Source organism: Streptomyces formicae, assembly GCF_002556545.1.
In the GTDB taxonomy this organism is placed as follows: domain Bacteria; phylum Actinomycetota; class Actinomycetes; order Streptomycetales; family Streptomycetaceae; genus Streptomyces; species Streptomyces formicae_A.
Window position 1 is genome coordinate 6,810,075 of the sequence record NZ_CP022685.1, and the last position, 24,086, is coordinate 6,834,160.

The following is a 24,086-nucleotide window of genomic DNA, read 5'->3' on the forward strand; positions in this document are numbered from 1 at the left end:
ACATCGCGGTGACAGGGTGTGGCGACAGGCGGGGTGCGGCTACCATGACCGGCACAAGGACGGACGGCGCAAGGGAGTCGTCCTCTGGGGCGGCGCCCGGTGTACCGCCGGGGCGAGGAGGGCGGGCCATGGTGCAGAAGGCCAAGATCCTCCTGGTCGATGACCGGCCGGAGAATCTGCTGGCGCTGGAGGCCATCCTCTCTGCGCTCGATCAGACACTGGTGCGGGCATCGTCCGGGGAGGAAGCGCTCAAAGCACTACTCACGGACGACTTCGCGGTCATCCTGCTGGACGTCCAGATGCCGGGGATGGACGGCTTCGAGACCGCGGCGCACATCAAGCGGCGGGAGCGGACCCGGGACATCCCGATCATCTTCCTCACCGCCATCAACCACGGACCGCATCACACGTTCCGCGGTTATGCCGCGGGAGCGGTGGACTACATCTCCAAGCCGTTCGATCCGTGGGTGCTGCGCGCGAAGGTCTCGGTGTTCGTCGAGCTGTACATGAAGAACTGCCAACTGCGGGAGCAGGCGGCCCTGCTGCGGCTCCAGCTGGAGGGCGGCGGCAAGTCCGCGGCGGGCGACGCGAAGGAGCCCGCGGGTCTGCTCGCGGAGCTCTCGGCGCGGCTCGCGGCCGTCGAGGAGCAGGCCGAGGCGCTCTCCAAGCAGCTGGACGAGGAGTCGGCGGACGCGGCGGCGGTCGCCACCGCGGCCCATCTCGAACGCAAACTGACCGGGCTGCGCCGGGCTCTTGACGCGCTGGAGCCGGGCACGGGCAGCGGCACGCCCTCGGTCCCCTCGCAGAACTGACGTGCCATGGAGCCCCGCGGGTCCGTTGATTCCCCGTCAGTTGACGGACCCCGCAGGGGCGACACAGACGGGTGAAGCAGTGGGCACACGTGTCCACAGTGGCCCGCACCGGTAACCTCACACCCATGGCCTCACGTCAGTCCGCAGCCAAGAAGACGCCCGCGAAGAAGGCGGCCGCGCCGACGAAGGCTCCGGCGAAGAAGGCCGCTGCCAAACCGCCCGCGAAGAAGTCGGCGGCGAAGAAGGCGCCCGCAAAGAAGGCACCTGCCAAGAAGGCGCCCGCGAAGAAGCCCGCACCGAAGCCCGCGCCCAGCCCCACCGGGGGCGTGTACCGGCTCGTACGCGCCGTCTGGCTCGGTGTCGCGCACGGGGTCGGCGCGATGTTCCGCGGCATAGGGCGTGGCGCCAAGGGCCTCGACCCTGCCCACCGCAAGGACGGGCTGGCGCTCCTGCTCCTCGGCATCGCGCTGATCGTCGCCGCGGGCACCTGGTCGAATCTGCGCGGTCCCGTCGGCGATCTCGTCGAGGTCCTGGTGACCGGCGCTTTCGGCCGTCTGGACCTCCTCGTTCCGCTGCTGCTCGGCGCCATCGCCGTACGCCTCATCAGGCACCCGGAGAAGCCCGAGGCCAACGGCCGCATCGTGATCGGTCTGTCCGCCCTGGTCATCGGGGTGCTCGGGCAGGTCCACGTGGCGTGCGGCTCGCCCGCGCGCAGCGACGGCATGCAGGCGATAAGGGACGCCGGTGGCCTGATCGGCTGGGGTGCGTCCACGCCGCTGATCTTCACCATGGGCGAGATCCTCGCGGTGCCGCTCCTGGTGCTCCTCACCGTCTTCGGGCTGCTCGTCGTCACGGCGACGCCCGTCAACGCCATCCCGCAGCGGCTGCGGCTGCTCGGCGTGAAGCTCGGCGTGATCCAGGAGGAGCCCGAGGCCGACGACTTCACGCAGGACGACGAGCGCTACGAGGACCAGTGGCGCGAGGCGCTGCCCGCGCGCTCCTCGCGGCGGCGCTCCGCCGCACCCGACGCGTACGAGCCGGACCAGGCGGAGCAGGAGGCGCTCGCCAAGCGCCGCAGGCCGCGCAGGACTCCCGTACAGCCGGACATGGACCGTCCGATGGACGCCGTGGACGTGGCGGCCGCCGCGGCCGCCGCTCTGGACGGTGCCGTGCTGCACGGCATGCCGCCCTCGCCGCTCGTCGCCGATCTGACGCAGGGCGTGTCGGGGGAGCGCGAGGAGCGCGAACAGCGGGAGGAGCGCGAGCGGGCGGCCCCTGTGCCGACCGCGCGCGCCACGGACGCCCCCGTGCCCGGCAAGCTCAAGAAGAAGCCGCAGGAGGCCGCTGAGAGCCTCGTGCCGGACCTCACCAAGTCCTCGCCCGAGGCCCCGCGCGACCTGCCGCCGCGCGCCGAGCAGCTTCAGCTCTCCGGTGACATCACCTATTCGCTGCCCTCGCTCGACCTCCTGGAGCGCGGCGGGCCCGGCAAGTCGCGCAGCGCGGCCAATGACGCGGTCGTCGAATCGCTGTCGAACGTCTTTACGGAGTTCAAGGTCGACGCGGACGTCACGGGCTTCACGCGCGGACCGACGGTCACCCGGTACGAGATCGAGCTCGGCCCCGCCGTGAAGGTCGAGAAGATCACGGCCCTCGCCAAGAACATCGCGTACGCCGTCGCCTCGCCGGACGTGCGGATCATCTCGCCCATCCCCGGCAAGTCCGCGGTCGGCATCGAGATCCCGAACACCGACCGCGAGATGGTCAACGTGGGCGACGTGCTGCGCCTCGCGGACGCCGCCGAGGACGACCACCCGATGCTGGTGGCGCTCGGCAAGGACGTCGAGGGCGGCTACGTCATGGCGAACATGGCGAAGATGCCGCACATCCTGGTGGCCGGAGCCACCGGTTCCGGCAAGTCGTCCTGCATCAACTGCCTGATCACTTCGATCATGATAAGAGCGACGCCCGAGGACGTGCGGATGGTCCTCGTGGACCCCAAGCGCGTCGAGCTCACCGCGTACGAGGGCATCCCGCACCTGATCACGCCGATCATCACCAACCCCAAGCGGGCCGCGGAGGCCCTCCAGTGGGTCGTCCGCGAGATGGACCTGCGCTACGACGACCTCGCGGCGTTCGGCTACCGGCACATCGACGACTTCAACCAGGCCATCCGCGACGGCAAGCTCAAGACGCCCGAGGGCAGCGAGCGCGAGCTGAAGACGTATCCGTATCTGCTGGTGATCGTCGACGAGCTCGCGGACCTGATGATGGTCGCGCCGCGCGACGTCGAGGACTCGATCGTTCGCATCACGCAGCTCGCGCGCGCGGCCGGCATCCACCTGGTGCTCGCCACGCAGCGTCCCTCCGTGGACGTCGTGACCGGTCTGATCAAGGCGAACGTGCCGTCCCGGCTCGCCTTCGCGACCTCCTCGCTCGCCGACAGCCGCGTCATCCTCGACCAGCCCGGCGCGGAGAAGCTCATCGGAAAGGGTGACGGTCTGTTCCTGCCGATGGGCGCGAACAAGCCCACCCGCATGCAGGGCGCCTTCGTCACCGAGGACGAGATCCACGCCGTCGTCCAGCACTGCAAGGACCAGATGGCGCCGGTCTTCCGGGACGACGTCACGGTCGGCAGCAAGCCGAAGAAGGAGATCGACGAGGACATCGGCGATGACCTCGACCTGCTCTGCCAGGCCGCTGAGCTGGTGGTTTCCACGCAGTTCGGGTCCACGTCGATGCTCCAGCGCAAGCTGCGCGTCGGCTTCGCCAAGGCGGGACGGCTGATGGACCTGATGGAGTCGCGCTCGATCGTGGGCCCGAGCGAGGGATCCAAGGCTCGTGACGTTCTTGTGAAACCTGACGAGCTGGATGGCGTGCTGGCCGTGATCCGCGGGGAGGCTCAGCCGTAAGGGTGGGCGGCTCACCCGTATGGGATCGCCGGGCAACCGTTTCCCTTCGGCGTACGTCAAGTTGAGGGGAAGAGCAGCACGATGTCCCACCATCAGGATGTCCGGCCATTCTGATGGCGTACAAACTCCGTCCGCCCGGTTGCCCCACCCTTTCAAGACCCCCATAAAATGAACCTCCGGCAGGTGGCTACACGCTCGAAAGGCGCCCCCGTGTCCATCGGCAACTCCCCTGAAGACGACCGCCCTTCAGACGACCGCCTCGCGGACGAGATCCCTTCGGGTGACCGTCCGGCCGACGACCGGCCCTCGATCGGCCAGGTCCTGCAGCAGGCGCGCGTCGCCGCCGGCCTGACCGTCGACGAGGTCAGCTCGTCCACCCGCGTGCGCATTCCGATCGTGCACGCGATCGAACAGGACGACTTCTCGCGATGCGGCGGCGATGTGTACGCCCGCGGCCACATCAGAACGCTGGCGCGCGCCGCCGGTGTCGATCCGGCCCCGCTCCTCGCCCAGTACGACGAAGGGCACGGCGGACACCCGCCCGCCCCCACTCCGGCGGCGCCCCTCTTCGAGGCCGAGCGCATCCGCTCCGAGCCGCGGCGTCCGAACTGGACCGCCGCCATGGTCGCCGCGATCGTCGCGGTGATCGGTTTCGTCGGCTTCACCGCGTTCAGCGGCGGCGACGACGGCGACGGCTCGAAGTCGGTCGCCGAGGGCTCCACGCCCGCCCCCTCCAAGACCGCGGAGAAGCCCAAGCCCCACAAGCCCGCCGACCCCAAGCCCGACCCGTCCGACAGCGCCGTCGCCGGTGTCCCGCGCGACAAGGTCACGGTCAAGGTCGACGCCGCGGACGGCCGCAGCTGGATCTCGGCGAAGGACCACAGCGGACGCACCCTCTTCGACGGCGTCCTGGAGCAGGGCCAGGCCAAGACGTTCCAGGACAAGCAGAAGATCGCCCTCGTCCTCGGCGACGCGGGCGCGATCCAGCTCTACGTGAACGGCAAGCAGGTCGACAACGAATTCGAACCCGGCCAGGTCGAGCGCCTCACGTACACCAAGGGCGACCCCGAGGTCGGCTGAGCGGCAGGTCAGGGCCGGGTCCGTGGAAAGGCCCGGTGACGCGGCGGCGACCCCGGGCTGACCGCCGGGTAACCCTGGCGGCGGGTGCCGAGGCAGGGACGAAGTAGTCTTGAGACCATGCCCGAACGCCGTACTGTCGCCCTTGTCACTCTTGGCTGCGCCCGTAACGAGGTGGACTCGGAGGAGCTCGCAGGCCGCTTGGAGGCGGACGGCTGGCAGCTCGTCGAGGACGCTGAGAACGCGGACGTAGCCGTCGTCAACACCTGTGGTTTCGTCGAGGCCGCCAAGAAGGACTCCGTCGACGCCCTCCTCGAAGCCAATGACCTCAAGGGGCACGGCAAGACGCAGGCCGTCGTCGCGGTCGGCTGCATGGCCGAGCGGTACGGCAAGGAGCTCGCCGACGCGCTGCCCGAGGCGGATGGCGTGCTCGGATTCGACGACTACGCCGACATCTCCAACCGCCTGGGGACCATCCTGAGCGGCGGCAGCGTCGAGGCGCACACCCCGCGTGACCGGCGCAAGCTGCTGCCGATCAGTCCGGCCGAGCGGCAGGACGCCCAGGCGGCCGTCGCGCTTCCCGGGCACGCGCCCGTCGAGGCCGCGGTGATCCCGCAGGACCTGCCCGAGGGCGTCGCGCCCGCTTCCGGGCCGCGCGCGCCGCTGCGCCGACGCCTCGGCACCAACCCCGTCGCCTCCGTGAAGCTGGCCTCCGGCTGCGACCGGCGCTGTTCCTTCTGCGCCATCCCCTCCTTCCGCGGCTCCTTCATCTCGCGCCGGCCCTCCGACGTGCTCGGTGAGACCCGCTGGCTCGCCGAGCAGGGCGTCAAGGAGGTCATGCTCGTCTCCGAGAACAACACCTCGTACGGCAAGGACCTCGGCGACATCCGCCTCCTGGAGACGCTGCTTCCCGAGCTCGCGGCCGTCGACGGCATCGAGCGGGTCCGCGTCAGCTACCTGCAGCCCGCCGAGATGCGGCCGGGCCTGATCGACGTGCTCACCTCGACCGAAAAGGTCGCCCCCTACTTCGACCTGTCCTTCCAGCACTCCGCGCCGGGCGTGCTGCGCGCCATGCGGCGCTTCGGGGACACCGACCGCTTCCTGGAGCTCCTGGAGACCATCAGGTCCAAGGCGCCGCAGGCCGGTGTGCGGTCCAACTTCATCGTGGGCTTCCCCGGTGAGAGCGAGGCGGACCTGGCGGAGCTCGAGCGGTTCCTGACGGGCGCGCGACTGGACGCCATCGGCGTCTTCGGATACTCCGACGAGGAGGGCACCGAGGCGGCGACCTACGAGCAGAAGCTCGACCAGGACGTCGTCGACGCGCGGCTCGCGCACATCTCGCGGCTCGCGGAGGAGCTCACCTCGCAGCGCGCTGACGAGCGGCTCGGCGAGAGCGTCGAGGTGCTCGTGGAGTCCCTCGACGAGGAGGAGGGCCCGCTCGGCAGGGCCGCGCACCAGGCCCCGGAGACGGACGGCCAGATCCGCTTGACGGGCGCCACCGGTGGGGCCGGCCTGGAGGTCGGCCGTATGGTCGTGGCAAAGGTCGTCGGCACGGAGGGCGTGGACTTGGTGGCTGAGTGTCCAGAGGAGGCCGGCAGATGACCGGAGTCCCGGCATCCGCGTCTGGCGGCTCCGGCGCGCAGCCGGTGCGCGGCGGGAAGCTGGGCGCTGCGGCCGTCAACCAGGCCAGCCTGTGGAACGTCGCGAACCTGCTGACGATGGTCCGGCTGCTGCTCGTGCCGGGCTTCGTGATGCTGCTCCTCGGCAACGGCGGGTACGACCCGGCGTGGCGCTCCTTCGCCTGGGCCGCCTTCGCCGTCGCCATGATCACCGACCTCTTCGACGGCCATCTGGCGCGCACGTACAACCTGGTCACGGACTTCGGGAAGATCGCCGATCCGATCGCCGACAAAGCGATCATGGGCGCCGCGCTGATCTGTCTCTCCTGGCTCGGGGACCTGCCGTGGTGGGTGACCGGGGTCATTCTCGGGCGTGAGCTCGGGATCACGCTGCTGCGGTTCTGGGTGATCCGCTACGGGGTCATTCCGGCCAGTCGCGGCGGCAAGATGAAGACGCTCGCGCAGGGCACGGCGGTCGGGATGTACGTCCTGGCGCTGACCGGGCCGCTCGCGACGCTGCGGTTCTGGGTGATGGCGGTCGCCGTGGTGCTGACCGTGGTGACCGGACTCGACTACGTGAAGCAGGCCGTGGTGCTGCGCAGGCAGGGCATGGCCGAGGCACGGGAGTCCGCCGCTCAGGCGGCCGAGGAGGCCGCGAAGTGACGTCCCCCGGGCTCTCGGCCACCGCGGTGTCGGCGAGCAGGCTGCTGCGCCTGATGGCCGCTCGCGGCGAGACGCTCGCCGTGGCCGAATCGCTGACCGGGGGCCTGGTGGCCGCCGAGATCACGGCGGCGCCCGGGGCCTCGAAGGTCTTCCGCGGCTCCGTCACCGCCTACGCCACCGACCTCAAGCGGGACGTGCTGGGCGTCGACGGCACTCTGCTGGCCGAGCGCGGGGCCGTGGACCCGGAGGTCGCGCGGCAGATGGCGGCCGGTGTGCGCAAGGCGCTCGGCGCGGACTGGGGGATCGCGACCACCGGCGTCGCGGGCCCGGATCCGCAGGACGGGCAGGCCGTCGGGACCGTGTATCTGGCGGTCGTGGGTCCGGATGCCGAAGGCGTGCGCGGTTACGCCGATGGCGGAGCCGAGGGGAAAGTGACCGCTCCGCGGTTGAACGGCGACCGTTCGGAAATCCGTAGGGAGAGTGTACGGAGCGTGCTCACACTGCTTCTGGAGCAGCTCTCCGGCGAACGTGCCGAGAATGGGCGGGCACAGGATACGGAACAGAACGGGGGGAATTGATGTTTGCAGCCCTGAGTGAACACGACATCGCTCCCCGCACGGCCGCCGCGCGAGGCGGTACGGTGGGGCGTGAAGGATGCGGCTACGCGGTCCGAGGAGGGAGCCACCGATGATTCTGCTCCGTCGCCTGCTGGGTGACGTGCTGCGTCGGCAGCGCCAGCGCCAGGGCCGTACTCTGCGCGAAGTCTCCTCGTCCGCCCGAGTCTCGCTCGGCTATCTCTCCGAGGTGGAGCGGGGGCAGAAGGAGGCATCCTCCGAGCTGCTTTCCGCGATCTGCGACGCGCTTGACGTACGGATGTCCGAGCTCATGCGTGAAGTGAGCGATGAACTGTCGCTCGCCGAGCTGGCTGAGTCTGCAGCAGCGGAACCGGTGCGCGCACCGGTTCGCCCGATGCTCAATTCCGTCTCCGTGGCCGGTGTGCCACCGGAACGGGTAACGATCAAGGCGCCCGCGGAGGCGGTGGACGTCGTCGCCGCGTGATGTCGCGCTGATGGTGTTCGCTCCCTGAGCGCTCATGCTTGTGAAAGCCCTGGCCGGGTACCCGGCCAGGGCTTTCGTGTTTCCGTACGGGCTGAAGTACCCCGAAGTGACCTATATGGCTCTTATATGCCATGGTTGGTGGGGATTTCTCTTGTTCGTGGATGAGTTGGAGGAGACAGATGTACGTCGTGAAGAGCCCGCTGTCCGACGCGGATCTCAAGACGGTCTCGGAGGCGCTGCAGGGCGCGCTCGTGGACCTGGTCGACCTGTCGCTGGTGGCCAAGCAGATCCACTGGAACGTGGTCGGCCCGCGCTTCCGCTCCGTGCACCTGCAGCTCGACGAGGTCGTGGACACGGCCAGGCAGCACTCCGACACCGTCGCGGAGCGCGCCTCGACGCTCGGCGTCTCGCCGGACGGCCGCGCCGTCACGGTGGCGCAGAGCAGCGGCATCGGCACGGTCGGGGACGGCTGGGTCAAGGACGCGGACGCGGTGGGGACGCTCGTCGACGCGCTCGGCGCCGTGATCACGCGGATGCGTGAGCGGGTCGAGGCGACCGGTGAGGCGGACCCGGTCAGCCAGGACATCTTCATCGGGATCACGGCCGACCTCGAGAAGCACCACTGGATGTTCCAGGCGGAGAACAGCTGACGGGCCTGAGGGCCCACTGGGGAGCGAGGGGGCGCCCTCGCGCGGTACGGGGGTGACCCTGTGGCGTGCGAGGGCGCTTCTGTTCGTTCTGTTCGTCGGGGTGTCTCCGGTGCTCCCGGTGACCCCGGTGCGCCCTCCCGTGGGGTGAAGCGGGACGTTTAGCGTTTTACGTCGATGAGCGTTGTGCGTCGATCCCAGGTCTGGGATCCCAGGTCTCGGATCCCAGGTCGGGCGAAAGGTGGCAGCCGTGGTGTGGCGTCTGGTGCGCTGGCTGCCCGCTCTGGGGCTCGGGGCGCTGTGGTGGTGGGGCGTGCTGAGGCTCGCCCTCGCGCCCGACGCGGGAGTGCTCGAGGGTGCGGTCGCGGCCGGGGGGTGGGGGCTGAGCGTGCTTCCCGTGCACTGTGTGTCGAAGGCGCGGGCGGCCGGTGTGGCGGGGGCCGGGGCCCGGAAGCACGCGAGGCGGCCTGACGGCGCGCTGCGGTGGCCCGGGGAACGTACGGCCGTGAGGTGCAGGGCCCACGCGGTGTCGGCGGCAGGGCGGCTGCGCGGGTGGACGCGGGGGCAGGTCACCACGGCATGGCGACGCCGCCGTTCGGGCGGAGGATCTGGCCGGTCGTGAAGGCCGAGGCGTCGGAGGCCAGGTGCAGTACGGCGTGTGCGACGTCGTCCGGTTCGCCGACGCGTCCCAGGGGTGACCTGCGGGCCATGAATCCCTCGGTGTGGGTCTGGGCCTCGGCGTCGTGCCGGTGGGTCATGGGGGTGCGGATCCAGCCCGGCGCCACGGCGTTGACGCGGATGCCGTGGGGGCCCACTTCGGTGGCGAGGGTCTTGGTGAGCTGGACGACGGCGGCCTTGGCGGCGCCGTAGCAGAGGAGGCCGGGGCCGCCGGTGTCCACGGCGCCGGAGGCCATGGTGATGATGCTGCCCCTGGGGCTGGTGCCGGTGGTCGTGGCTGCTTCGAGCATGGTGCGGGCCGCGGCCTGGCAGGAGTACAGGACGCCCTTGAAGTTGACGTTCAGGACGCGGTCGAGGTCCTCGTCGGTGGTCTCGAGGACCGGGCTGCTGTGCATGATCCCCGCGATGGCCGCCATGATGTCGAGGCGGCCGCCGGATGCTTGTGCCGCGGCGGCCACGGCCTCGTCGACCTGTGCCCTGTCGGACACGTCCAGCGGGTGGACGTGGGCCGTGCCGCCGCTCTCCTTGACGAGCGCCGCGGTCTCGTGGAGTCCCTGGGCGTCGCGGTCGGCGCAGTGGACGGTGGCGCCCGCCTCCGCGAGGAGCAGGGCGGAGGCGCGGCCGATGCCGCTGGCGGCGCCGGTGAGGAAAGCGGTGCGTCCGGTGAGGTCGTACGCCTTGAGGGACATGACGGGACGGTACGGCGGGTTCTGACGGGGCGTCAACTGGCTTGGTGCGGTGGGTTGGTGCGGTGGTGTGGGGCTCAGGGGGTGGGGCCCTGCTGGCAGGTGGGGCACCAGTACGTGGGACGGCTGCGGGAGCCGTCGCCCTGTTCGGCGGTGCGCACGGAGGTGCCGCAGCGGAGGCAGGGGCGGGGCGCGCGGCCGTAGACGTACAGGCGCTGGTCGGGGCGGGGGCGTCCTGTGGTGGTGCGCGAGGGGCGGTCGCGGTTGGCTTCCAGGAGCTTCTGGGCCAGGACGGGCAGGCGGGCGGCCGTGTCTTCGGAGAGCTCGCCGACGGGGAGCCACGGGGTGACGCCGAGTACGAAACAGAGCTCGCTCTTGTAGATGTTGCCGATGCCCGCGAGGTTCCGCTGGTCGAGGAGGGCTTCGCCGAGCGGGCGGTCGGGGGTCGCGAGGAGGTTGGCGAGGGCGCGGTCGGGGTTCCAGTCGGGGCCGAGGAGGTCGGGGCCCAGGTGGCCCACGGCCTTGTGCTCGTCGGCGGTGCGGAGCAGTTCGAGCACGGGCAGGCGGTAGCCGACGGCGATGTGCTCGGGGTTGCCGATGATCGCCCGGATCTGGTGCCCGGGACCGCCTCGCCAGCGCTCGCCAGGGGCGTACACGCGCCAGGAGCCGTCCATGCGGAGGTGGGAGTGCAGGGTGAGGCCACCCTCGATGCGGGTGAGGAGGTGCTTGCCGCGCGGGGTCACGTCCAGGACGGCACGCCCGGTGAGGTCGACCGTCGCGAGCTTGGGGACGCGGAGGTCGGACCGAGTGATGCCGCGCCCGGCCAGCGCGGCGTGCAGTCGCTTGGCCGCTTGGTGGACGGTGTCTCCTTCGGGCATGGGGTCCAGGGTGGCATGGCGGGGGGCTGTGGTCGGTGCTTCTGGGGTCTGGGGGCGGTAGCCGGTGTCCCGGTGCCCGGGGCGCCGGTGATCCGTGCCCGGGGCGGGTGTGGTCCGTGTCTGGTTGGCTGGCGCACCGGCTGGGGGTCTGCTGGGGTTCGCGCGGCACCAGCCACCAGGCGTACCGGTACGGCATGGAGGTGCCCGGCCCCTGCCGGGGGCGTGTTTCCTGGCCTCCGCCGAGTCAGGCACGCAGCCGTAGGCCGCGTGGGGTGGCGTGGAAGCCGGAGCCCTCCAGGAGGGGGGCGAAGGGGGAGGTCAGGGCGGATGTGCCGTTGACGCGTTCGACGGTGACCGTGCCGAGGGAGCCCGCGCGGGCCGCGGCGGCCAGGGCCTCGGCGGCGGCGTGGAGGCGGGGGTCCTCGGCGATCGGGCTCTCCGGAGTGGTGGGCCAGGCCAGGAGGCTCTTGCCGCCGCGCTCCATGTAGAGGGTCAGTTCGCCGTCGACCAGGACGACCAGGGAGCCCGCCTTGCGGCCCGGCTTGTGGCCCGCGTCGTTGGGCGGCTCGGGCCAGGGCAGGGCCGCTCCGTAGGCGTTGGCCGGGTCGGCGGCGGCGAGGACGACCGCGGGCGGGGTGTCGGAGGAGGAGCGTGAACCGTCCGAACGCTCCCGGGAGTTCGCCGTGGCGCGCAGGCGGTCCACCGCGCCGTCCATCGCGAACTGGGCGGCGCCGAGCCCTTCGACGACATAGCCGCGGCGCGCCTGGCCGCTGTCCTCGAAGGCCGACAGGACGCGGTACGTCGCCGAGAAGCCGCCCTCGACGCCTTCGGCCGCGACCGCGCCCCGGGTGACCACGCCGTGGCGGTCGAGGAGGGTGCGGGCCAGGGCGTGGGCGCGCAGGGTGGGGTCGGGTTCGCGGAGGGGGAGCAGGGACCAGCGGCCCGCGACCGTCGGGGGGCCGGTGCGGGAAGCGGGGCGGGCGGCGGCGGTCAGGCTGCCGTAGCGCCCGCGCGGGATGCTGCGTTTGGCGCGGTGGGCCGTGGCGCCCGCGGTGCGGCCCGAGCCGAGCAGCGAGCGCATCGGGGCGAGCGTGTCGTTCGTGAGCCGTCCCGACCAGGTCAGGTCCCAGACCGCGTCGGCCAGTTGGGGATCGGTGGCGTCCGGGTGGGTGGTGGCGCGGACCTGGTCGGCGATCTGGCGGAAGAAGAGGCCGTAGCCCCCGGAGAGGGCGTCCAGGACGGACTGGTGCAGCGCGGTGAGCTCCAGGGGGTGCGGGGGCGGCAGGAGCAGGGGCGCGGCGTCGGCCAGGTAGAGGGAGACCCAGCCATCCTTCCCCGGCAGGGATCCCGCGCCGGCCCAGACCACCTCGCCCGCCGCGGTGAGTTCGTCGAGCATCGCGGGGGCGTACCCCGCGACGCGGGAGGGCAGCACGAGCTTCTCCAGGGCGGAGGCGGGGACGGTCGCGCCCTGGAGCTGCTCGACGGCCCGCACCAGGCCGTCGACTCCGCGCAGACCGTGTCCGCCCAGGTGCTGCCACTGGGGCAGGAACTGGGCGAGCGCGGCCGGTGGCACCGGTTCCAGTTCGTGCCGCAGGGCCGCGAGCGAGCGGCGGCGCAGTCGGCGCAGGACGGCCGCGTCGCACCACTCCTGGCCGATGCCCGCCGGGTGGAACTCTCCTTGTACGACGCGGCCGTTCGCCGCGAGGCGTTGCAGCGCGCCCTCCGTGACCGCAGCCCCGAGGCCGAAGCGGGCGGCCGCGGCGGCCGACGTGAAGGGGCCGTGCGTGCGCGCGAAGCGGGCGAGGAGGTCGCCGAGCGGGTCCTTGACCGGCTCCGTGAAGGCCTCGGGCACGCCCACGGGCAGGGCAGTGCCGAGGGCGTCGCGCAGGCGGCCCGCGTCCTCGATCGCCGCCCAGTGGTCGGTCCCGGCGATCCTGACCCGGATGGCACGACGGGCCGACGACAGCTCCGCCGCCCATTCGGGCTCGGCGCCGCGCTCGGCCAACTCGCCCTCCGTGAGCGGCCCGAGGAGCCGCAGCAGGTCGGCGACGCCCTCGGCGTCCTTGACACGGCGGTCCTCCGTACGCCACTGGAGCTCCTGCTCGAGCTCCGTGAGGACCTCCGCGTCGAGCAGCTCGCGCAGCTCCGCCTGGCCGAGCAGCTCGGCGAGCAGCCGGGAGTCCAGGGAGAGCGCGGCCGCGCGCCGCTCGGCGAGGGGGGAGTCGCCCTCGTACAGGAACTGCGCCACGTACCCGAAGAGCAGCGAGCGGGCGAAGGGGGAGGGCTCGGGGGTGGTGACCTCGACGAGGCGGACGCGGCGGGACTCGATGTCCCCCATCAGTTCCGTGAGGCCCGGGACGTCGAAGACGTCCTGGAGGCACTCCCTGACCGCTTCGAGGACGATCGGGAACGAACCGAACTCGCTGGCCACCTCGAGCAGTTGAGCCGCGCGCTGGCGCTGCTGCCACAGCGGGGTGCGCTTGCCGGGGCTGCGGCGCGGAAGCAGCAGCGCGCGGGCGGCGCACTCGCGAAAGCGTGAGGCGAACAGGGCCGAGCCGCCCACCTGGTCGGTGACGATCTGGTGGACCTCGCCCTTGTCGAAGGCGACGTCGCCCGCGCCGATGGGTGCCTTCTCGGCGTCGTACTCCATGGAGGGCGCGCTCGGCTCCTGGTCGAGCAGGTCAAGACCCATCAGGTCGGCGTCGGGCAGGCGCAGCACGATGCCGTCGTCGGCGTGCATGACCTGCGCGTCCATGCCGTACCGCTCGGTGAGGCGGGCGCCGAGCGCGAGGGCCCAGGGGGCGTGCACCTGGGCGCCGAAGGGAGAGTGCACGACGACCCGCCAGTCGCCCAGCTCGTCGCGGAACCGCTCGACGACGATCGTGCGGTCGTCCGGGATGTGGCCGCAGGCCTCTCGCTGCTCGGCGAGGTAGGTCAGGACGTTGTCCGCGGCCCAGGCGTCCAGGCCCGCGGCGAGGAGACGCGCGCGTGCCCGCTCCTGCGGGAGCGCCCCGACCTCCCGGAGGAACGCGCCGAGCGCACGCCCCAGTTCGAGGGGGCGCCCCAGCTGGTCGCCCTTCCAGAAGGGGAGCCGACCGGGGACACCGGGGGCGGGGGAGACGAGCACGCGGTCGCGCGTGATGTCCTCGATGCGCCAGGAACTCGTGCCCAGGGTGAAGACGTCGCCCACCCGCGACTCGTACACCATCTCCTCGTCGAGCTCCCCGACGCGGCCGCCGCCCTTCTTGGGGTCGGCGCCCGCGAGGAAGACTCCGAAGAGGCCGCGGTCGGGAATCGTGCCCCCGGAGGTGACGGCGAGGCGCTGTGCCCCGGGGCGGCCGGTGACCGTGCCCGCGACGCGGTCCCAGACCACGCGCGGGCGGAGCTCGGCGAAGGCGTCGGAGGGATAGCGGCCCGCCAGCATGTCGAGTACTGCCGTGAAAGCCGACTCCGGGAGCGAGGCGAACGAGGCGGCCCCGCGGACCGTGGCGAGGAGGTCGTCGACCTGCCAGGTGTCGAGCGCGACCATCGCGACCAACTGCTGGGCCAGTACGTCCAGGGGGTTGGCCGGGACGCGCAGCGACTCGATGGCGCCGGTGCGCATGCGTTCGGTGACGACGGCGGCCTGGACCAGGTCGCCCCGGTACTTGGGGAAGACGACTCCCGTGGAGACCGCGCCCACCTGGTGGCCCGCCCGGCCCACGCGCTGCAGTCCGGAGGCGACGGACGGCGGCGACTCGACCTGCACGACCAGGTCGACCGCGCCCATGTCGATGCCCAGCTCCAGGCTGGACGTGGCGACCACGGCGGGCAGCCTGCCCGCCTTGAGGTCCTCCTCGACCTGTGCCCGCTGCTCCTTGGAGACCGAGCCGTGGTGGGCGCGGGCCAGGACGGGCGGGGCGCCCTTGGCGGCGCCCGACTCGGCCATCAGCTCCGCGGGGGAGTGGTCCTCGGGGAGCGCCTCGCCGGTGGCCCTTTCGTACGCGATCTCGTTCAGGCGGTTGCACAGGCGCTCGGCCAGGCGACGGGAGTTGGCGAAGACGATCGTCGAGCGGTGCGCCTGGACGAGGTCGGTGATGCGCTCCTCGACGTGCGGCCAGATCGAGGGGCGCTCGGCGCCCTCGTCGGAGTCGGCGACCGGGGATCCTCCCAGCTCGGCGAGGTCCTCGACGGGGACGACCACCGACAGGTCGAACTCCTTGCCGGACGGCGGCTGGACGATCTCCACCTTGCGCCGCGGGGAGAGATAGCGCGCCACCTCGTCCACCGGCCGCACGGTCGCCGAAAGCCCGATGCGGCGCGCGGGCCTCGGCAGCAGCTGGTCGAGGCGCTCCAAGGACAGGGCCAGGTGGGCGCCGCGCTTGGTGCCCGCGACCGCGTGCACCTCGTCCAGGATGATCGTCTCGATGCCGGTCAGCGCGTCCCGCGCGGCGGACGTCAGCATCAGGAAGAGCGACTCGGGCGTGGTGATCAGGATGTCCGGCGGCCTGGTCGAAAGAGCCCTGCGCTCGGCGGCCGGGGTGTCGCCCGAGCGGATGCCGACCCGCACCTCGGGCTCCGGAAGGCCGAGGCGCACCGACTCCTGGCGGATGCCGGTCAGCGGACTGCGCAGATTGCGCTCCACGTCGACCGCGAGGGCCTTGAGCGGCGACACGTACAGCACCCGGCAGCGCTTCTTCGGGTCGGCGGGCGGCGGGGTCGAGGCCAGCTGGTCGAGCGCGGCGAGGAACGCGGCCAGGGTCTTGCCGGATCCCGTGGGCGCGACGACCAGCACGTCGGAGCCCTCGCCGATCGCCTGCCACGCCCCGGCCTGGGCGTCGGTGGGCGCGGAGAAGGCACCGGTGAACCAGCCGCGGGTCGCCGGGGAGAACCCGTCGAGAGCGGCGTGGGCGCTGGGGGCGCTGGGCGCGGACCTGACCATGCCCCCCATCGTGCACCCCGCCACTGACAACGCCACTGACAACGCCACCGACAACGCCGCTGACAACGCCGCTGATCACTGCGGCCACCTGCGAAATCACGGTGAGCGCGAGGACCGGGACGCGCAGAATGGGGGCATGGCGGGTTCGGCGGAGCAGGCACGGCACTGGCGGTACGCCGAGCTGCCCGGCGTCGATCTGCTGCAGGCCCGCTACATCCACAAGACGTTCGTCCGGCACACCCACGAGCACTTCGTGATCGCCGCGATCGCCGAGGGCGTCGACGTCTTCCAGCACGGCGGCGGCGAGCAGGCCGCGGGGCCCGGCGCCCTCGCCCTGATCAATCCCGACACCGCGCACACGGGCCGGGCCGGTGTCCCCGAGGGCTGGCGGTACGGGGCCGTCTACCCGGCGCCCGAGCTGGTCTCCGCCATCGCCGCGGAGACCACCGGCATCCGCGGCACCCCCGGCTTCGTCCGTCCGGTGCTCGACGATCCGTACGCCGTGGCCCTGGTCCACCGGGTGCTGCGGGCCGCGGAGGAGGGCAACGCGCTCGCCGCCGACACCCTGCTGCGGGTGGCGGTGACGCGGCTGCTGCGGCAGAACGGCGGGCGTCTGCCGCAGCGGACCGTGCGCACCGCGGGCGCGCGCACGGCGGCACGCGCGCGTGCCGTCCTGGAGCAGCGGCTCGTCGCTCCGCCGAGCCTCGAACAGCTCGCCACCGAGCTCGGCACGGGACCCTTCGCCCTGCTGCGCGCCTTCCGCGAGGCCTACGGAATGCCGCCGCACGCCTGGCTCACCGACGCGCGGGTGCGCCGGGCACGCGGCCTCCTGGACGCGGGCACGTCGCCCGCGGCGGCGGCCGTCGCCGTGGGCTTCACCGACCAGCCGCACCTCAACCGGCACTTCACCCGGATCGTGGGGGTGCCTCCTGGGGCGTACCAGCGCGAGCGCAAGAACGTACAAGACCTGGCAGCTGCCCCCTCCTACCGTCCCGTAGGTGGCAGAACAGACGATCCCGCCGGGCGCGGGCGACCATGACCGAGGCGGCGGGCGAGGCGTCGAACCCGCGAGGCCGGGAGCGGGTCCGGGAGCGGAGCCGAAACCGGACGCTGCCGTCGTCCGTGACGCGCTCGGCGTCGGAGTCGCCGTCGGGCTCTCCGGCTTCGCCTTCGGAGTGACCTCGGCGGGCAGCGGCCTCACCGCGCTCCAGACCTGCGTGCTCAGCCTGCTGGTGTTCACAGGAGCCTCGCAGTTCGCCCTGGTCGGCGCGCTCGCGGGCGGCGGGAACCCGTTCACCGCCGCCGCGGGCGCCTTCTTCCTCGGCGTGCGCAACGCCTTCTACGGACTGCGGCTCTCGCAGGTGCTGGCCCTCCCGCGCGCGGTACGGCCGTTCGCCGCGCACTGGGTCATCGACGAGACCACGGCGGTCACCCTCGCCCAGCCCACCCGCCGCGGCGCCCGCATCGGCTTCACCGTCACCGGGGTCAGCCTCTACGTGCTGTGGAACCTCACCACGCTCCTCGGCGCGCTGGGCGCCGAGGCGATCGGTGACACCGACGCGTGGGGGCTCGACGCGGCGGGGCCCGCGGTCTTCCTCGCGCTGCTCGCGCCGATGCTGCGTACGACGAGGGAGCGCGCGGCCGCGGCCCTGGCCGTCGTCCTGGGGCTCGGGCTGCTGCCGGTACTGCCCGGCGGCGTACCGGTCCTGGTGGCGGCCCTCGCGGCGCCGATGGTGCTCTACGTAGAGGGCCGAGTAGCGGACCGCACGCTCCGGAGGGAAGCCCGTTGACCATCTGGATCGCGATCGCGCTGACCTTCGTCGGCTGCTACCTCGTCAAGCTCGCCGGACTCCTTGTGCCCGCGGGCGCGCTGGAGCGGCCGCTCGTCAGACGGCTGGCAGCCCTGCTTCCCGTGGCCCTCCTTGCGGCGCTCACGGCCCAGCAGGCCTTCGGCGACGGGCGGGAGCTCGTCCTGGACGCCAAGGCGGCAGGGCTCGCGGCGGCGGCCGTGGCGCTGCTGCTGCGCGCGCCGTTCCTCGTCGTGATCGCGGCGGCCGTCGCCGTCACGGCGGGGGTGCGGGCGCTGACGGGCTGATGCGGGCGCTGACGGGCTGAGTCGTCGCGTCCCGTAAGCCGTCAGCGGCCTTCAGTCGATGGACCGTCCGTACGCCCGCAGCGTGCGCAGCGCCTCGATGGTCACGATCGGGCGGGCCTCCAGGGCCGTGCCGGGCGCCCACTGACGCCAGCGGACGGGCCAGCCGCCGTCGGACCGCTGGTCCCGTTCGAGGAAGTCCAGCGAGCGTGCCAGCTCCTCGTCGGTGAACCACGCGCGCGCGAGGGACTCGGGGGCCTTCGCGAAGTCGTGCGGGAAGTGGTGCTCGCCCGGCGCGTAACCGGGCGCCACCGGCTGGGCGTCGAGGGCCGCGGGATCCAGTGCCACGAGGCGCTGTTCGCGCACGAGGCGGCCGAGTCGGTCGGCCGCCGCCTGCGCGCGTGGGCGGTCGGGCGCGCCGTCGAGGAAGGCGACGGCCGCCTGCACCTCGTACGGATGCGACTTCTCCAGCGATTCGACGGCCGCCCAGCAGAAGTCCGTGGCGCGGAACAGCCAGGCGTGCCAGACCTCGTTGCGGTGCAGCAGGCCCACCACGGGGCCGGTGGCGAGGAGTTCGCTGGGCGGATCGTCCAGGATCGGGACGAACGGTGCCGAGGGGTAGCCGCGCTGGCTGGGATGGATCGCCGGAAGGGCGCCGTCCGGAGTCGACACGGACGTCAGATAGCGGCAGACGCGCTCCACCCGCTGCCCGCCGCAACGCCTGATCGAGTCCAGGACGCGCAGCGCGTGCCCGACGTGCAGCGGCTGGCTGACGGGACCGCGCAGGTCGGGTTCCAGCGCGTAGCCGTACCCGCCGTCCCCCGTGGCATAGGCGTTCAGGGCGGTCTCCACCGCGTCGGCGGCCTGGTCGCCGCCGACGTCCGTGGTGCCCGTGGTGCCCGCGGTACCCGTGCCCGCTGTACCCGTGCCCGCGGTACCCGTCGTGCCTCGGGAAAAGTGGTACGCGAACCGTCGCTGTTCGAGGACGCGCGCGGTGAGCCAGACGAAGTGCTCGGCGCGGGCGACCGGGGAGAGCGCCGCGTCGGGGGAGGGCACGGGGTCGTTGGATGCTCCGGTTTCGGCCATGTCCCGACCGTAGGACGGAAAGCGTTCTCGGCAAGCCCCCTGGGACGGGCTGCACTCTCAGGGGCGCGATACGGGAGGCATGGTGTTGACGGCCGACGCGCGGTCGTGGCCGGCGTGCCGTGCCGCCGGATTGGCGAGCCTCTGGCGCGGGTCGATCGCTCGGCTGATGGCCGACTCGACCGAGGCGACGCGGTCCGCGAGGAGGCCGAGGGCGGCGACGGCGCGGATCATCGGGTCCTCGTCGGGGCCGCCGAGCGTGCGGGCCCGGACGTGGGCGGCCTTGATCTCGGCCCAGCGGTCGGCCTGCTCCGGAGTGAGCGTGCCGCGCAGTTCCGCGAGTTTCAGCAGGTTCGCCTCGGCTCCGGAGGTGAGGGTCTGGGCCTCGCCGTTGTAGTGGTCGTCGATGACGGCGGCGAGTTCGGCGGTGTTCATGACGGGGTCGATCCGGGCGGCGATCTTGTTCATGTCGCGGTAGGAGCCCTGGAGCCGGAAGGGCGGTTCGGTGCGGGTCTCGTCCGACCGGCCCGCGGAGGCGATGTAGGCGGCGTTGACCGCGAGCACGGTGGAGCGGGCCGTGAGCAGGTGCCGGAGCACGGCGACGAGGCGTTCCACCTCGGCGGGGGCGTACGGATGCGTGAGCCGGTCGGCGCGCGCGGTGGGGGCGTTCCCGGCGAGGCGGATCAGGAGGTCCAGGTCGGCGCGGTCGCGACCGGCGAGCGGGGCAAGGACCGGATGCGCGGTGAGGGCGTTCTCGACGAAGCTGGCGGCGAAGGCGTCCTCCTTGCCGCTCAGGACGTCGCCGAGGTTCCACACGTCGGCGCGGTTGGCGAGCATGTCGGGGATGCGGAAGCGGGCGCCCGACTCGGTGTAGGGGTTGCCCGCCATGCAGACGGCGAAGCGCTTGCCGCGCAGGTCGTAGGTGCGGGACGTGCCGTTCCAGACGCCTTCCATGCGGCGCTGGGCGTCGCACAGGGAGATGAACTTCTGCAGCAGCTCGGGCGAGGTGTGCTGGATGTCGTCCAGGTGGAGGAGCACGTTGTTGCCCGCCTCGAGCGCGAAGTTGACCTTCTCGATCTCCTGGCGTGCCGTCGCGTTCGGCGCCTGCGCGGGGTCCAGCGAGGTGACGCCGTGGCCGAGCGCGGGGCCGTTGACCTTGACCAGGACCAGACCGAGGCGGTCGGCGACGTACTCCATGAGTGTCGTCTTGCCGTATCCGGGCGGGGAGACGAGCAGCAGCAGGCCGCCCGCCGTGCCGAGCTGCTTGTCGAGGCTGTCGCCGATGAGCGGCAGGTACACCTCGTCGATGAGGCGGTTGCGGACGAAGGAGGACATCACCGTGGGCCGGTACTCGTCCAGGCGCAGCCTGCTCCGCTCCGCCGCGACGAGTTCGGTGCGGCGGGCCTGGTAGGCGCGGAAACCGGGCACTGTCCGGGTGCGGAAGTCCTGCGTCCGGGCGAGGAGTTCGTCGACCCGGACGGTGAGGCGGCGCCCCTGGACGCGGGGGTGCGTGCCGAGGAGGCCCTCGACGGTCTCGGCGGGTGGGGCGGCGCGGTCGTAGCGCTCCAGGTCCGGGCAGAGCTCGACGGCGACCGCCTCGGCCAGGTCGTCGCCGCCCTCGCCGGTGGCGGCCGCGTACGAGGACAGCCACGCCTGGACCAGTTGCCGCCGCGGCGCGAAGTCGACGACGCGGGCCAGGTCGTCCTCGTACGCCGAACTGTCCGCGGCCCGGCGGAACGTGTCGAGGAAGGCGCGGGTGGACTCCGTGGTGACGAACCCGGCGGGGCCCGTGGTGAGCTCGTCGAAGAGGTACGCGGCGGCCGGGGCGCCGATGTGCCGGGCGAGCTCAGCGCGGAGGTCGTCGATGGCGGGCACGAGGCCGAAGGTGTCGCGGGCGCGGGCCAGGGACACCGCGCGCCGCGTCCACAGCTCCCGCTCGTCGGCCGTCGTGTCGTGCGCCCAGAAGCACTGGGCGGCCGCGCGCGCCTCTGGCGTGTGCCGCAGCGGGCCCGCCTCGTCGTACAGGCGCAGCAGAGCGCCGAGGATCAGGGTCGCGTCGTGGTCGTGGACACCGGGCTCGTAGCCCTCGTCGTACGCCGCCTGCGCCGCCGCCCGCACCAGGGACGGCAGGTCGTCGGCGGCCAGGAGGGCCTCGGGGCCGTGCTCGTCGAGGAGGCGGGCCGCGAGGTGTTCGGCGCGGTAGACCTCGGCGGTCTCGGACGGCAGGAGCTGGTTCCAGAAGGGGCGCAGCTCGGCGAAGGACGGGTCGGTGACAGGGGCGCGGTAGTCGGTGCCCGTCAGCGCGAAGGACATGCCGTCGCCGTCCGCGGTCGGGACGAGCGCGAGGTCGAGGGGCTGGGTGTTGACCGCGAAGCGGTGGCGGCCGAGGCGGATGGTGTCGCCGCCGTCGCCGTACAGCTCGGCGCGGTCGCGCAGCGAGCGCCCGGCCTCCTGGCGGGCCGCCTTCAGACGGCCCGCCAGTTCCTCGGCCCCCACCTGGTCGTCGAGTTCGCGCAGTTCCTCGATGGTGCGGCGCACCTTGCCGACCATCGGGTCGGAGGCGAAGTACGTGTGGATCTCGTCGGTGGACGCGAGCGTGGCCACGCGCCGCGCGACCGTCTCCAGGACCCTGGCCGCCGAGGTGGCGAGGCGCTCGGCGTGCCGGGCCCGGGTGTCGGCGAGGGTCTGCTTGCGGGACGCGAACGCCTCGTACACCTCGGTGCGCCGGGTGTCGAGTTCGGCCAGGAACTCGTCCGATTCGGCGAACCGCCCCTCCAGGTTCTCCAGGTGGAGCAGGAGACGGGCGAGCTGGTCGTCGCAGCTCCGGGGGGTAGCAGCGGCGGCGAGCGCGCCGGTGACGGCCTGACCGAGGAGGGCGAACTCGGCGGCGAACTCGGCCCGTCCCTCGTGCGCGGTCAGCTCGCGGCGCCGGGCGTCCAGCGTGGCGCGGGCGCGGTTCACGCCCGCGAGGACCTCGGCGACGCGCTCCAGCACGGCGGTGCGGACCGTGGCATCGCCGATGTCGAGTCCCGCGACGACCTCGGTGACGGTCTGTAGCTGCTCGGTCAGCTCCTGGAGCCGGTCCGCGAGGGGTTCGGCCTCGGCGACGGTGGCGAGGGCGTCGGCGTCGGCGGTCAGTTGTTCGATGTCGGCATGGTGCGCGGCGAAGGCGTCGGCGCGCTCCAGGAACGCGACGGCACGCTGTCCGGCCGACGCGATGTCGGCGGCCAGCCCGTCGGCGAGCGCGTCGACGCGGTCCGTGTCCACGTACCGCAGGTCACGCAGGGTCAGCAAGTGGCCCTGCGCGCGCCGCAGTTCGGTCAGGCGTACGACCCACTCGGCGGCGCCGCGCGGGGCCTCGCCACGGATGCGCCGGACCAGAGCGGTGATCCGCGAGGCGGCTTCGTCGAGCGCGTCGGCGGCCCGCGCGGTCAGGCTCCGCACGGTCTCGAACTCGGCGAGCACCTGCTCGGCGGTGGCGCGCACGGCCTCCAGCGGGGTCCGCAGATCGCCCACCTCGGCGTCGCCGAGCCAGTGGAAGGAGTCGGCGGCCCGCACGCAGGACGCCGCGAGCTCCGCGTACACCTCCGCGGTCGGCGCGGTGTCGGTGAGGGACCGGGCGATGGAGAGGCAGTCGGAGATGCCGCGGACCAGCTCGGCGTTGCCGATGCGTGCCAACGGCCCCTGTCCCGCGGGACGGGCGGCGGCATGGGTGTCGGAGACGTACGGGGACTGCCACAGCTGCACGGGGTGGACCCGCGCGGCCTGCGGGGAGTCGGCCCGCAGCACGGCGAGGGTGCCGTCGTCGAAGAGCGCGTACCCGTGACAGGTCAGGGGAGTGGCGATCTCCTTGCGGATCGTGTTGTACGGCAGGAGCAGGCTGCGGCCTTCCACGCGCGCGTGGAAGGCGAAAAGGACGTCCTCGCCGTTGGGCGAGCGCACCACGCGCTCGAATTCCAGGCCGGCGGTGTCCAGGGCGTCGAAGGTCTTGTGCGGGCCCGTGGCCAGGCAGTAGCCGCCGGGGAAGACGATGCCCTGGTCGTCGGGGAGGCGGCGGCAGGCCCGTCCGATGCCGTCGAGGCGTACGACGGCCTTGGTGAGCGTGTTGAGGACGAGGTGGCGCCAGGCGTCCTCCTTGTAGGGGCGCACGCGCAGCAGGATCAGCGCGCCCACGCGCGCGTGGGCCACCTCCGCGTCGGCGAGGGACTGCAGCGGCTCGTCGACCGGCTCCTCGTAGACACCCCGCCCCGTCTCGGTGTCGTTCTCGATCTTGACGGTGAGGGTGCCGCCGGTGGTCCCGACGAACACCTCGCCGCCGATGGAGACGTGCGGGTGGCGGCCCAGGACGTGGTCCTCGCGGGTCGCCTCGGTCCAGGTGACGTCGTGCGACGGCGGGAACACGTGGTCGCGCTCGCCCCGCGCGTCGAGGAACTCGGCGCCTCCGTCGCTGGACAGTGCCCAGCGCAGGACCCGGATGTCCTCGGTCTTCTCGCCGGTCCGGAAGACGGCGAGGAGCCTGCCGTCGGTGAGTCTGAGCTGGAGAAGGCGGGCGTCGCGGTAGTAGCGGAAGAGCGCGGCGAACTCGCGTACGAAGGCCGGGTCGTCGAGGAGGCCGGGGACCGCGCTGTCGTGCAGCCGGTTCAGATCGCGGTCGTGCAGCGCGAGCACGTCACCGACGGCGGTCTCGGACTTCGGCCCGAGGTGGGCGGCGTACCCGAAGAGCAGGGCGTCGCCGACGGCGACGATGTCGCGCGGCACGCACGGCTGCTCGGTGGGGAGGCTCCCGGTGCCGGTGAGCGTCAGCTCGGTGGAGCCGAAGGCGGCGGCCCGCTGCTCGTTGAGGGCGGTGGCCCGGTCGGCCAGCTGCCGGGTCCGCGTCGCGAGGCGGTCGCGCAGCACCTCGTACGTACCCGCGTCCGGACCGCTTCCTCCGCTCGCCATGCCTGACTTCCTCTCCTGTCC

General features: G+C 72.5%; 17 protein-coding genes. 12 read left to right on the top strand and 5 right to left on the bottom strand.

Features of this window, described 5'->3' with window-relative positions:
* Nucleotides 1-128 precede the first annotated feature (128 nt).
* From KY5_RS29895 to KY5_RS42695, 9 genes are all read left to right on the top strand, one after another.
* Nucleotides 129-812, top strand: coding sequence for a response regulator (locus tag KY5_RS29895; RefSeq protein ID WP_098245127.1), 684 nt, complete (start codon nt 129-131; stop codon nt 810-812).
* A gap of 125 nt (nt 813-937) precedes the next feature.
* The gene (locus KY5_RS29900) at nt 938-3,721 is read left to right on the top strand and encodes a DNA translocase FtsK (RefSeq protein ID WP_098245128.1); all 2,784 of its coding nucleotides are present in this window, start codon (nt 938-940) and stop codon (nt 3,719-3,721) included.
* 210 nt (nt 3,722-3,931) lie between these two features.
* Nucleotides 3,932-4,801: a helix-turn-helix domain-containing protein gene (locus tag KY5_RS29905; RefSeq protein WP_098245129.1), complete on the top strand. Its 870-nt coding sequence runs from the start codon at nt 3,932-3,934 to the stop codon at nt 4,799-4,801.
* 117 nt (nt 4,802-4,918) lie between these two features.
* Nucleotides 4,919-6,400, top strand: coding sequence for a 30S ribosomal protein S12 methylthiotransferase RimO (gene rimO / locus KY5_RS29910; protein ID WP_098245130.1), 1,482 nt, complete (start codon nt 4,919-4,921; stop codon nt 6,398-6,400).
* Nucleotides 6,397-7,080: a CDP-diacylglycerol--glycerol-3-phosphate 3-phosphatidyltransferase gene (pgsA, locus tag KY5_RS29915; RefSeq protein ID WP_098245131.1), complete on the top strand. Its 684-nt coding sequence runs from the start codon at nt 6,397-6,399 to the stop codon at nt 7,078-7,080. The genes rimO and pgsA overlap by 4 nt, the downstream gene beginning before the upstream one ends.
* Before the next feature lie 53 nt (nt 7,081-7,133).
* Nucleotides 7,134-7,658, top strand: a complete 525-nt coding sequence (locus KY5_RS29920) for a CinA family protein (protein WP_234363232.1) — start codon at nt 7,134-7,136, stop codon at nt 7,656-7,658.
* A gap of 109 nt (nt 7,659-7,767) precedes the next feature.
* The gene (locus KY5_RS29925) at nt 7,768-8,139 is read left to right on the top strand and encodes a helix-turn-helix domain-containing protein (protein ID WP_062782970.1); all 372 of its coding nucleotides are present in this window, start codon (nt 7,768-7,770) and stop codon (nt 8,137-8,139) included.
* 179 nt (nt 8,140-8,318) lie between these two features.
* The gene (locus tag KY5_RS29930) at nt 8,319-8,789 is read left to right on the top strand and encodes a Dps family protein (RefSeq protein ID WP_098245132.1); all 471 of its coding nucleotides are present in this window, start codon (nt 8,319-8,321) and stop codon (nt 8,787-8,789) included.
* Between the two features lie 247 nt (nt 8,790-9,036).
* On the top strand, nt 9,037-9,408 hold the full coding sequence (locus KY5_RS42695) for a hypothetical protein (protein ID WP_098245133.1): 372 nt from the start codon (nt 9,037-9,039) through the stop codon (nt 9,406-9,408).
* Here the strand turns inward: KY5_RS42695 and KY5_RS29940 are convergent.
* From KY5_RS29940 to KY5_RS29950, 3 genes are all read right to left on the bottom strand, one after another.
* On the bottom strand, nt 9,356-10,153 hold the full coding sequence (locus tag KY5_RS29940) for an SDR family NAD(P)-dependent oxidoreductase (protein WP_098245134.1): 798 nt from the start codon (nt 10,151-10,153) through the stop codon (nt 9,356-9,358). The two genes, KY5_RS42695 and KY5_RS29940, sit on opposite strands and share 53 nt — an antisense overlap.
* 74 nt (nt 10,154-10,227) lie before the next feature.
* Entirely contained in the window at nt 10,228-11,028 is an 801-nt protein-coding gene (locus KY5_RS29945) for an Fpg/Nei family DNA glycosylase (protein ID WP_098245135.1), read from the bottom strand.
* A 244-nt stretch (nt 11,029-11,272) separates the two neighbouring features.
* Nucleotides 11,273-15,949 carry an ATP-dependent helicase gene (locus KY5_RS29950; RefSeq protein ID WP_098245136.1) on the bottom strand — a complete coding sequence of 1,559 codons (4,677 nt, stop codon included), beginning with the start codon at nt 15,947-15,949 and terminating at the stop codon, nt 11,273-11,275.
* Nucleotides 15,950-16,085: 136 nt separating this feature from the next.
* Between KY5_RS29950 and KY5_RS29955 the strand changes: the two genes are divergently transcribed.
* From KY5_RS29955 to KY5_RS29965, 3 genes are read left to right on the top strand one after another with little or no spacing between them, the layout of a single operon-like run.
* Complete coding sequence (locus KY5_RS29955) at nt 16,086-16,988, top strand: AraC family transcriptional regulator (protein ID WP_098247548.1); 903 nt, start codon at nt 16,086-16,088, stop codon at nt 16,986-16,988.
* Complete coding sequence (locus KY5_RS29960) at nt 16,948-17,739, top strand: AzlC family ABC transporter permease (protein WP_234362913.1); 792 nt, start codon at nt 16,948-16,950, stop codon at nt 17,737-17,739. Before KY5_RS29955 ends, KY5_RS29960 begins: the two co-directional genes overlap by 41 nt.
* On the top strand, nt 17,736-18,044 hold the full coding sequence (locus KY5_RS29965; protein ID WP_098245137.1) for an AzlD domain-containing protein: 309 nt from the start codon (nt 17,736-17,738) through the stop codon (nt 18,042-18,044). The genes KY5_RS29960 and KY5_RS29965 overlap by 4 nt, the downstream gene beginning before the upstream one ends.
* Before the next feature lie 51 nt (nt 18,045-18,095).
* Here KY5_RS29965 and KY5_RS29970 read toward each other — a convergent pair whose 3' ends face one another.
* Both KY5_RS29970 and KY5_RS29975 read right to left on the bottom strand, forming a co-directional pair.
* Nucleotides 18,096-19,127, bottom strand: a complete 1,032-nt coding sequence (locus tag KY5_RS29970; protein WP_098245138.1) for a hypothetical protein — start codon at nt 19,125-19,127, stop codon at nt 18,096-18,098.
* A gap of 57 nt (nt 19,128-19,184) precedes the next feature.
* Nucleotides 19,185-24,065: a DNA repair ATPase gene (locus tag KY5_RS29975; protein WP_098245139.1), complete on the bottom strand. Its 4,881-nt coding sequence runs from the start codon at nt 24,063-24,065 to the stop codon at nt 19,185-19,187.
* Nucleotides 24,066-24,086: the final 21 nt, after the last annotated feature.

Bases quoted from the DNA above. Each gene is read 5' to 3' on its own strand.
- KY5_RS29970 (WP_098245138.1), bottom strand. From the start codon at position 19,127: ATGGCCGAAACCGGAGCATCCAACGACCCCGTGCCCTCCCCCGACGCG.
- KY5_RS29895 (WP_098245127.1), top strand. From the start codon at position 129: ATGGTGCAGAAGGCCAAGATCCTCCTGGTCGATGACCGGCCGGAGAAT.
- KY5_RS29945 (WP_098245135.1), bottom strand. From the start codon at position 11,028: ATGCCCGAAGGAGACACCGTCCACCAAGCGGCCAAGCGACTGCACGCC.
- KY5_RS29920 (WP_234363232.1), top strand. From the start codon at position 7,134: ATGGCCGCTCGCGGCGAGACGCTCGCCGTGGCCGAATCGCTGACCGGG.
- KY5_RS29900 (WP_098245128.1), top strand. From the start codon at position 938: ATGGCCTCACGTCAGTCCGCAGCCAAGAAGACGCCCGCGAAGAAGGCG.
- KY5_RS29925 (WP_062782970.1), top strand. From the start codon at position 7,768: ATGATTCTGCTCCGTCGCCTGCTGGGTGACGTGCTGCGTCGGCAGCGC.
- rimO (WP_098245130.1), top strand. From the start codon at position 4,919: ATGCCCGAACGCCGTACTGTCGCCCTTGTCACTCTTGGCTGCGCCCGT.
- pgsA (WP_098245131.1), top strand. From the start codon at position 6,397: ATGACCGGAGTCCCGGCATCCGCGTCTGGCGGCTCCGGCGCGCAGCCG.
- KY5_RS29940 (WP_098245134.1), bottom strand. From the start codon at position 10,153: ATGTCCCTCAAGGCGTACGACCTCACCGGACGCACCGCTTTCCTCACC.
- KY5_RS29955 (WP_098247548.1), top strand. From the start codon at position 16,086: ATGGCGGGTTCGGCGGAGCAGGCACGGCACTGGCGGTACGCCGAGCTG.
- KY5_RS29975 (WP_098245139.1), bottom strand. From the start codon at position 24,065: ATGGCGAGCGGAGGAAGCGGTCCGGACGCGGGTACGTACGAGGTGCTG.
- KY5_RS29930 (WP_098245132.1), top strand. From the start codon at position 8,319: ATGTACGTCGTGAAGAGCCCGCTGTCCGACGCGGATCTCAAGACGGTC.
- KY5_RS29950 (WP_098245136.1), bottom strand. From the start codon at position 15,949: ATGGTCAGGTCCGCGCCCAGCGCCCCCAGCGCCCACGCCGCTCTCGAC.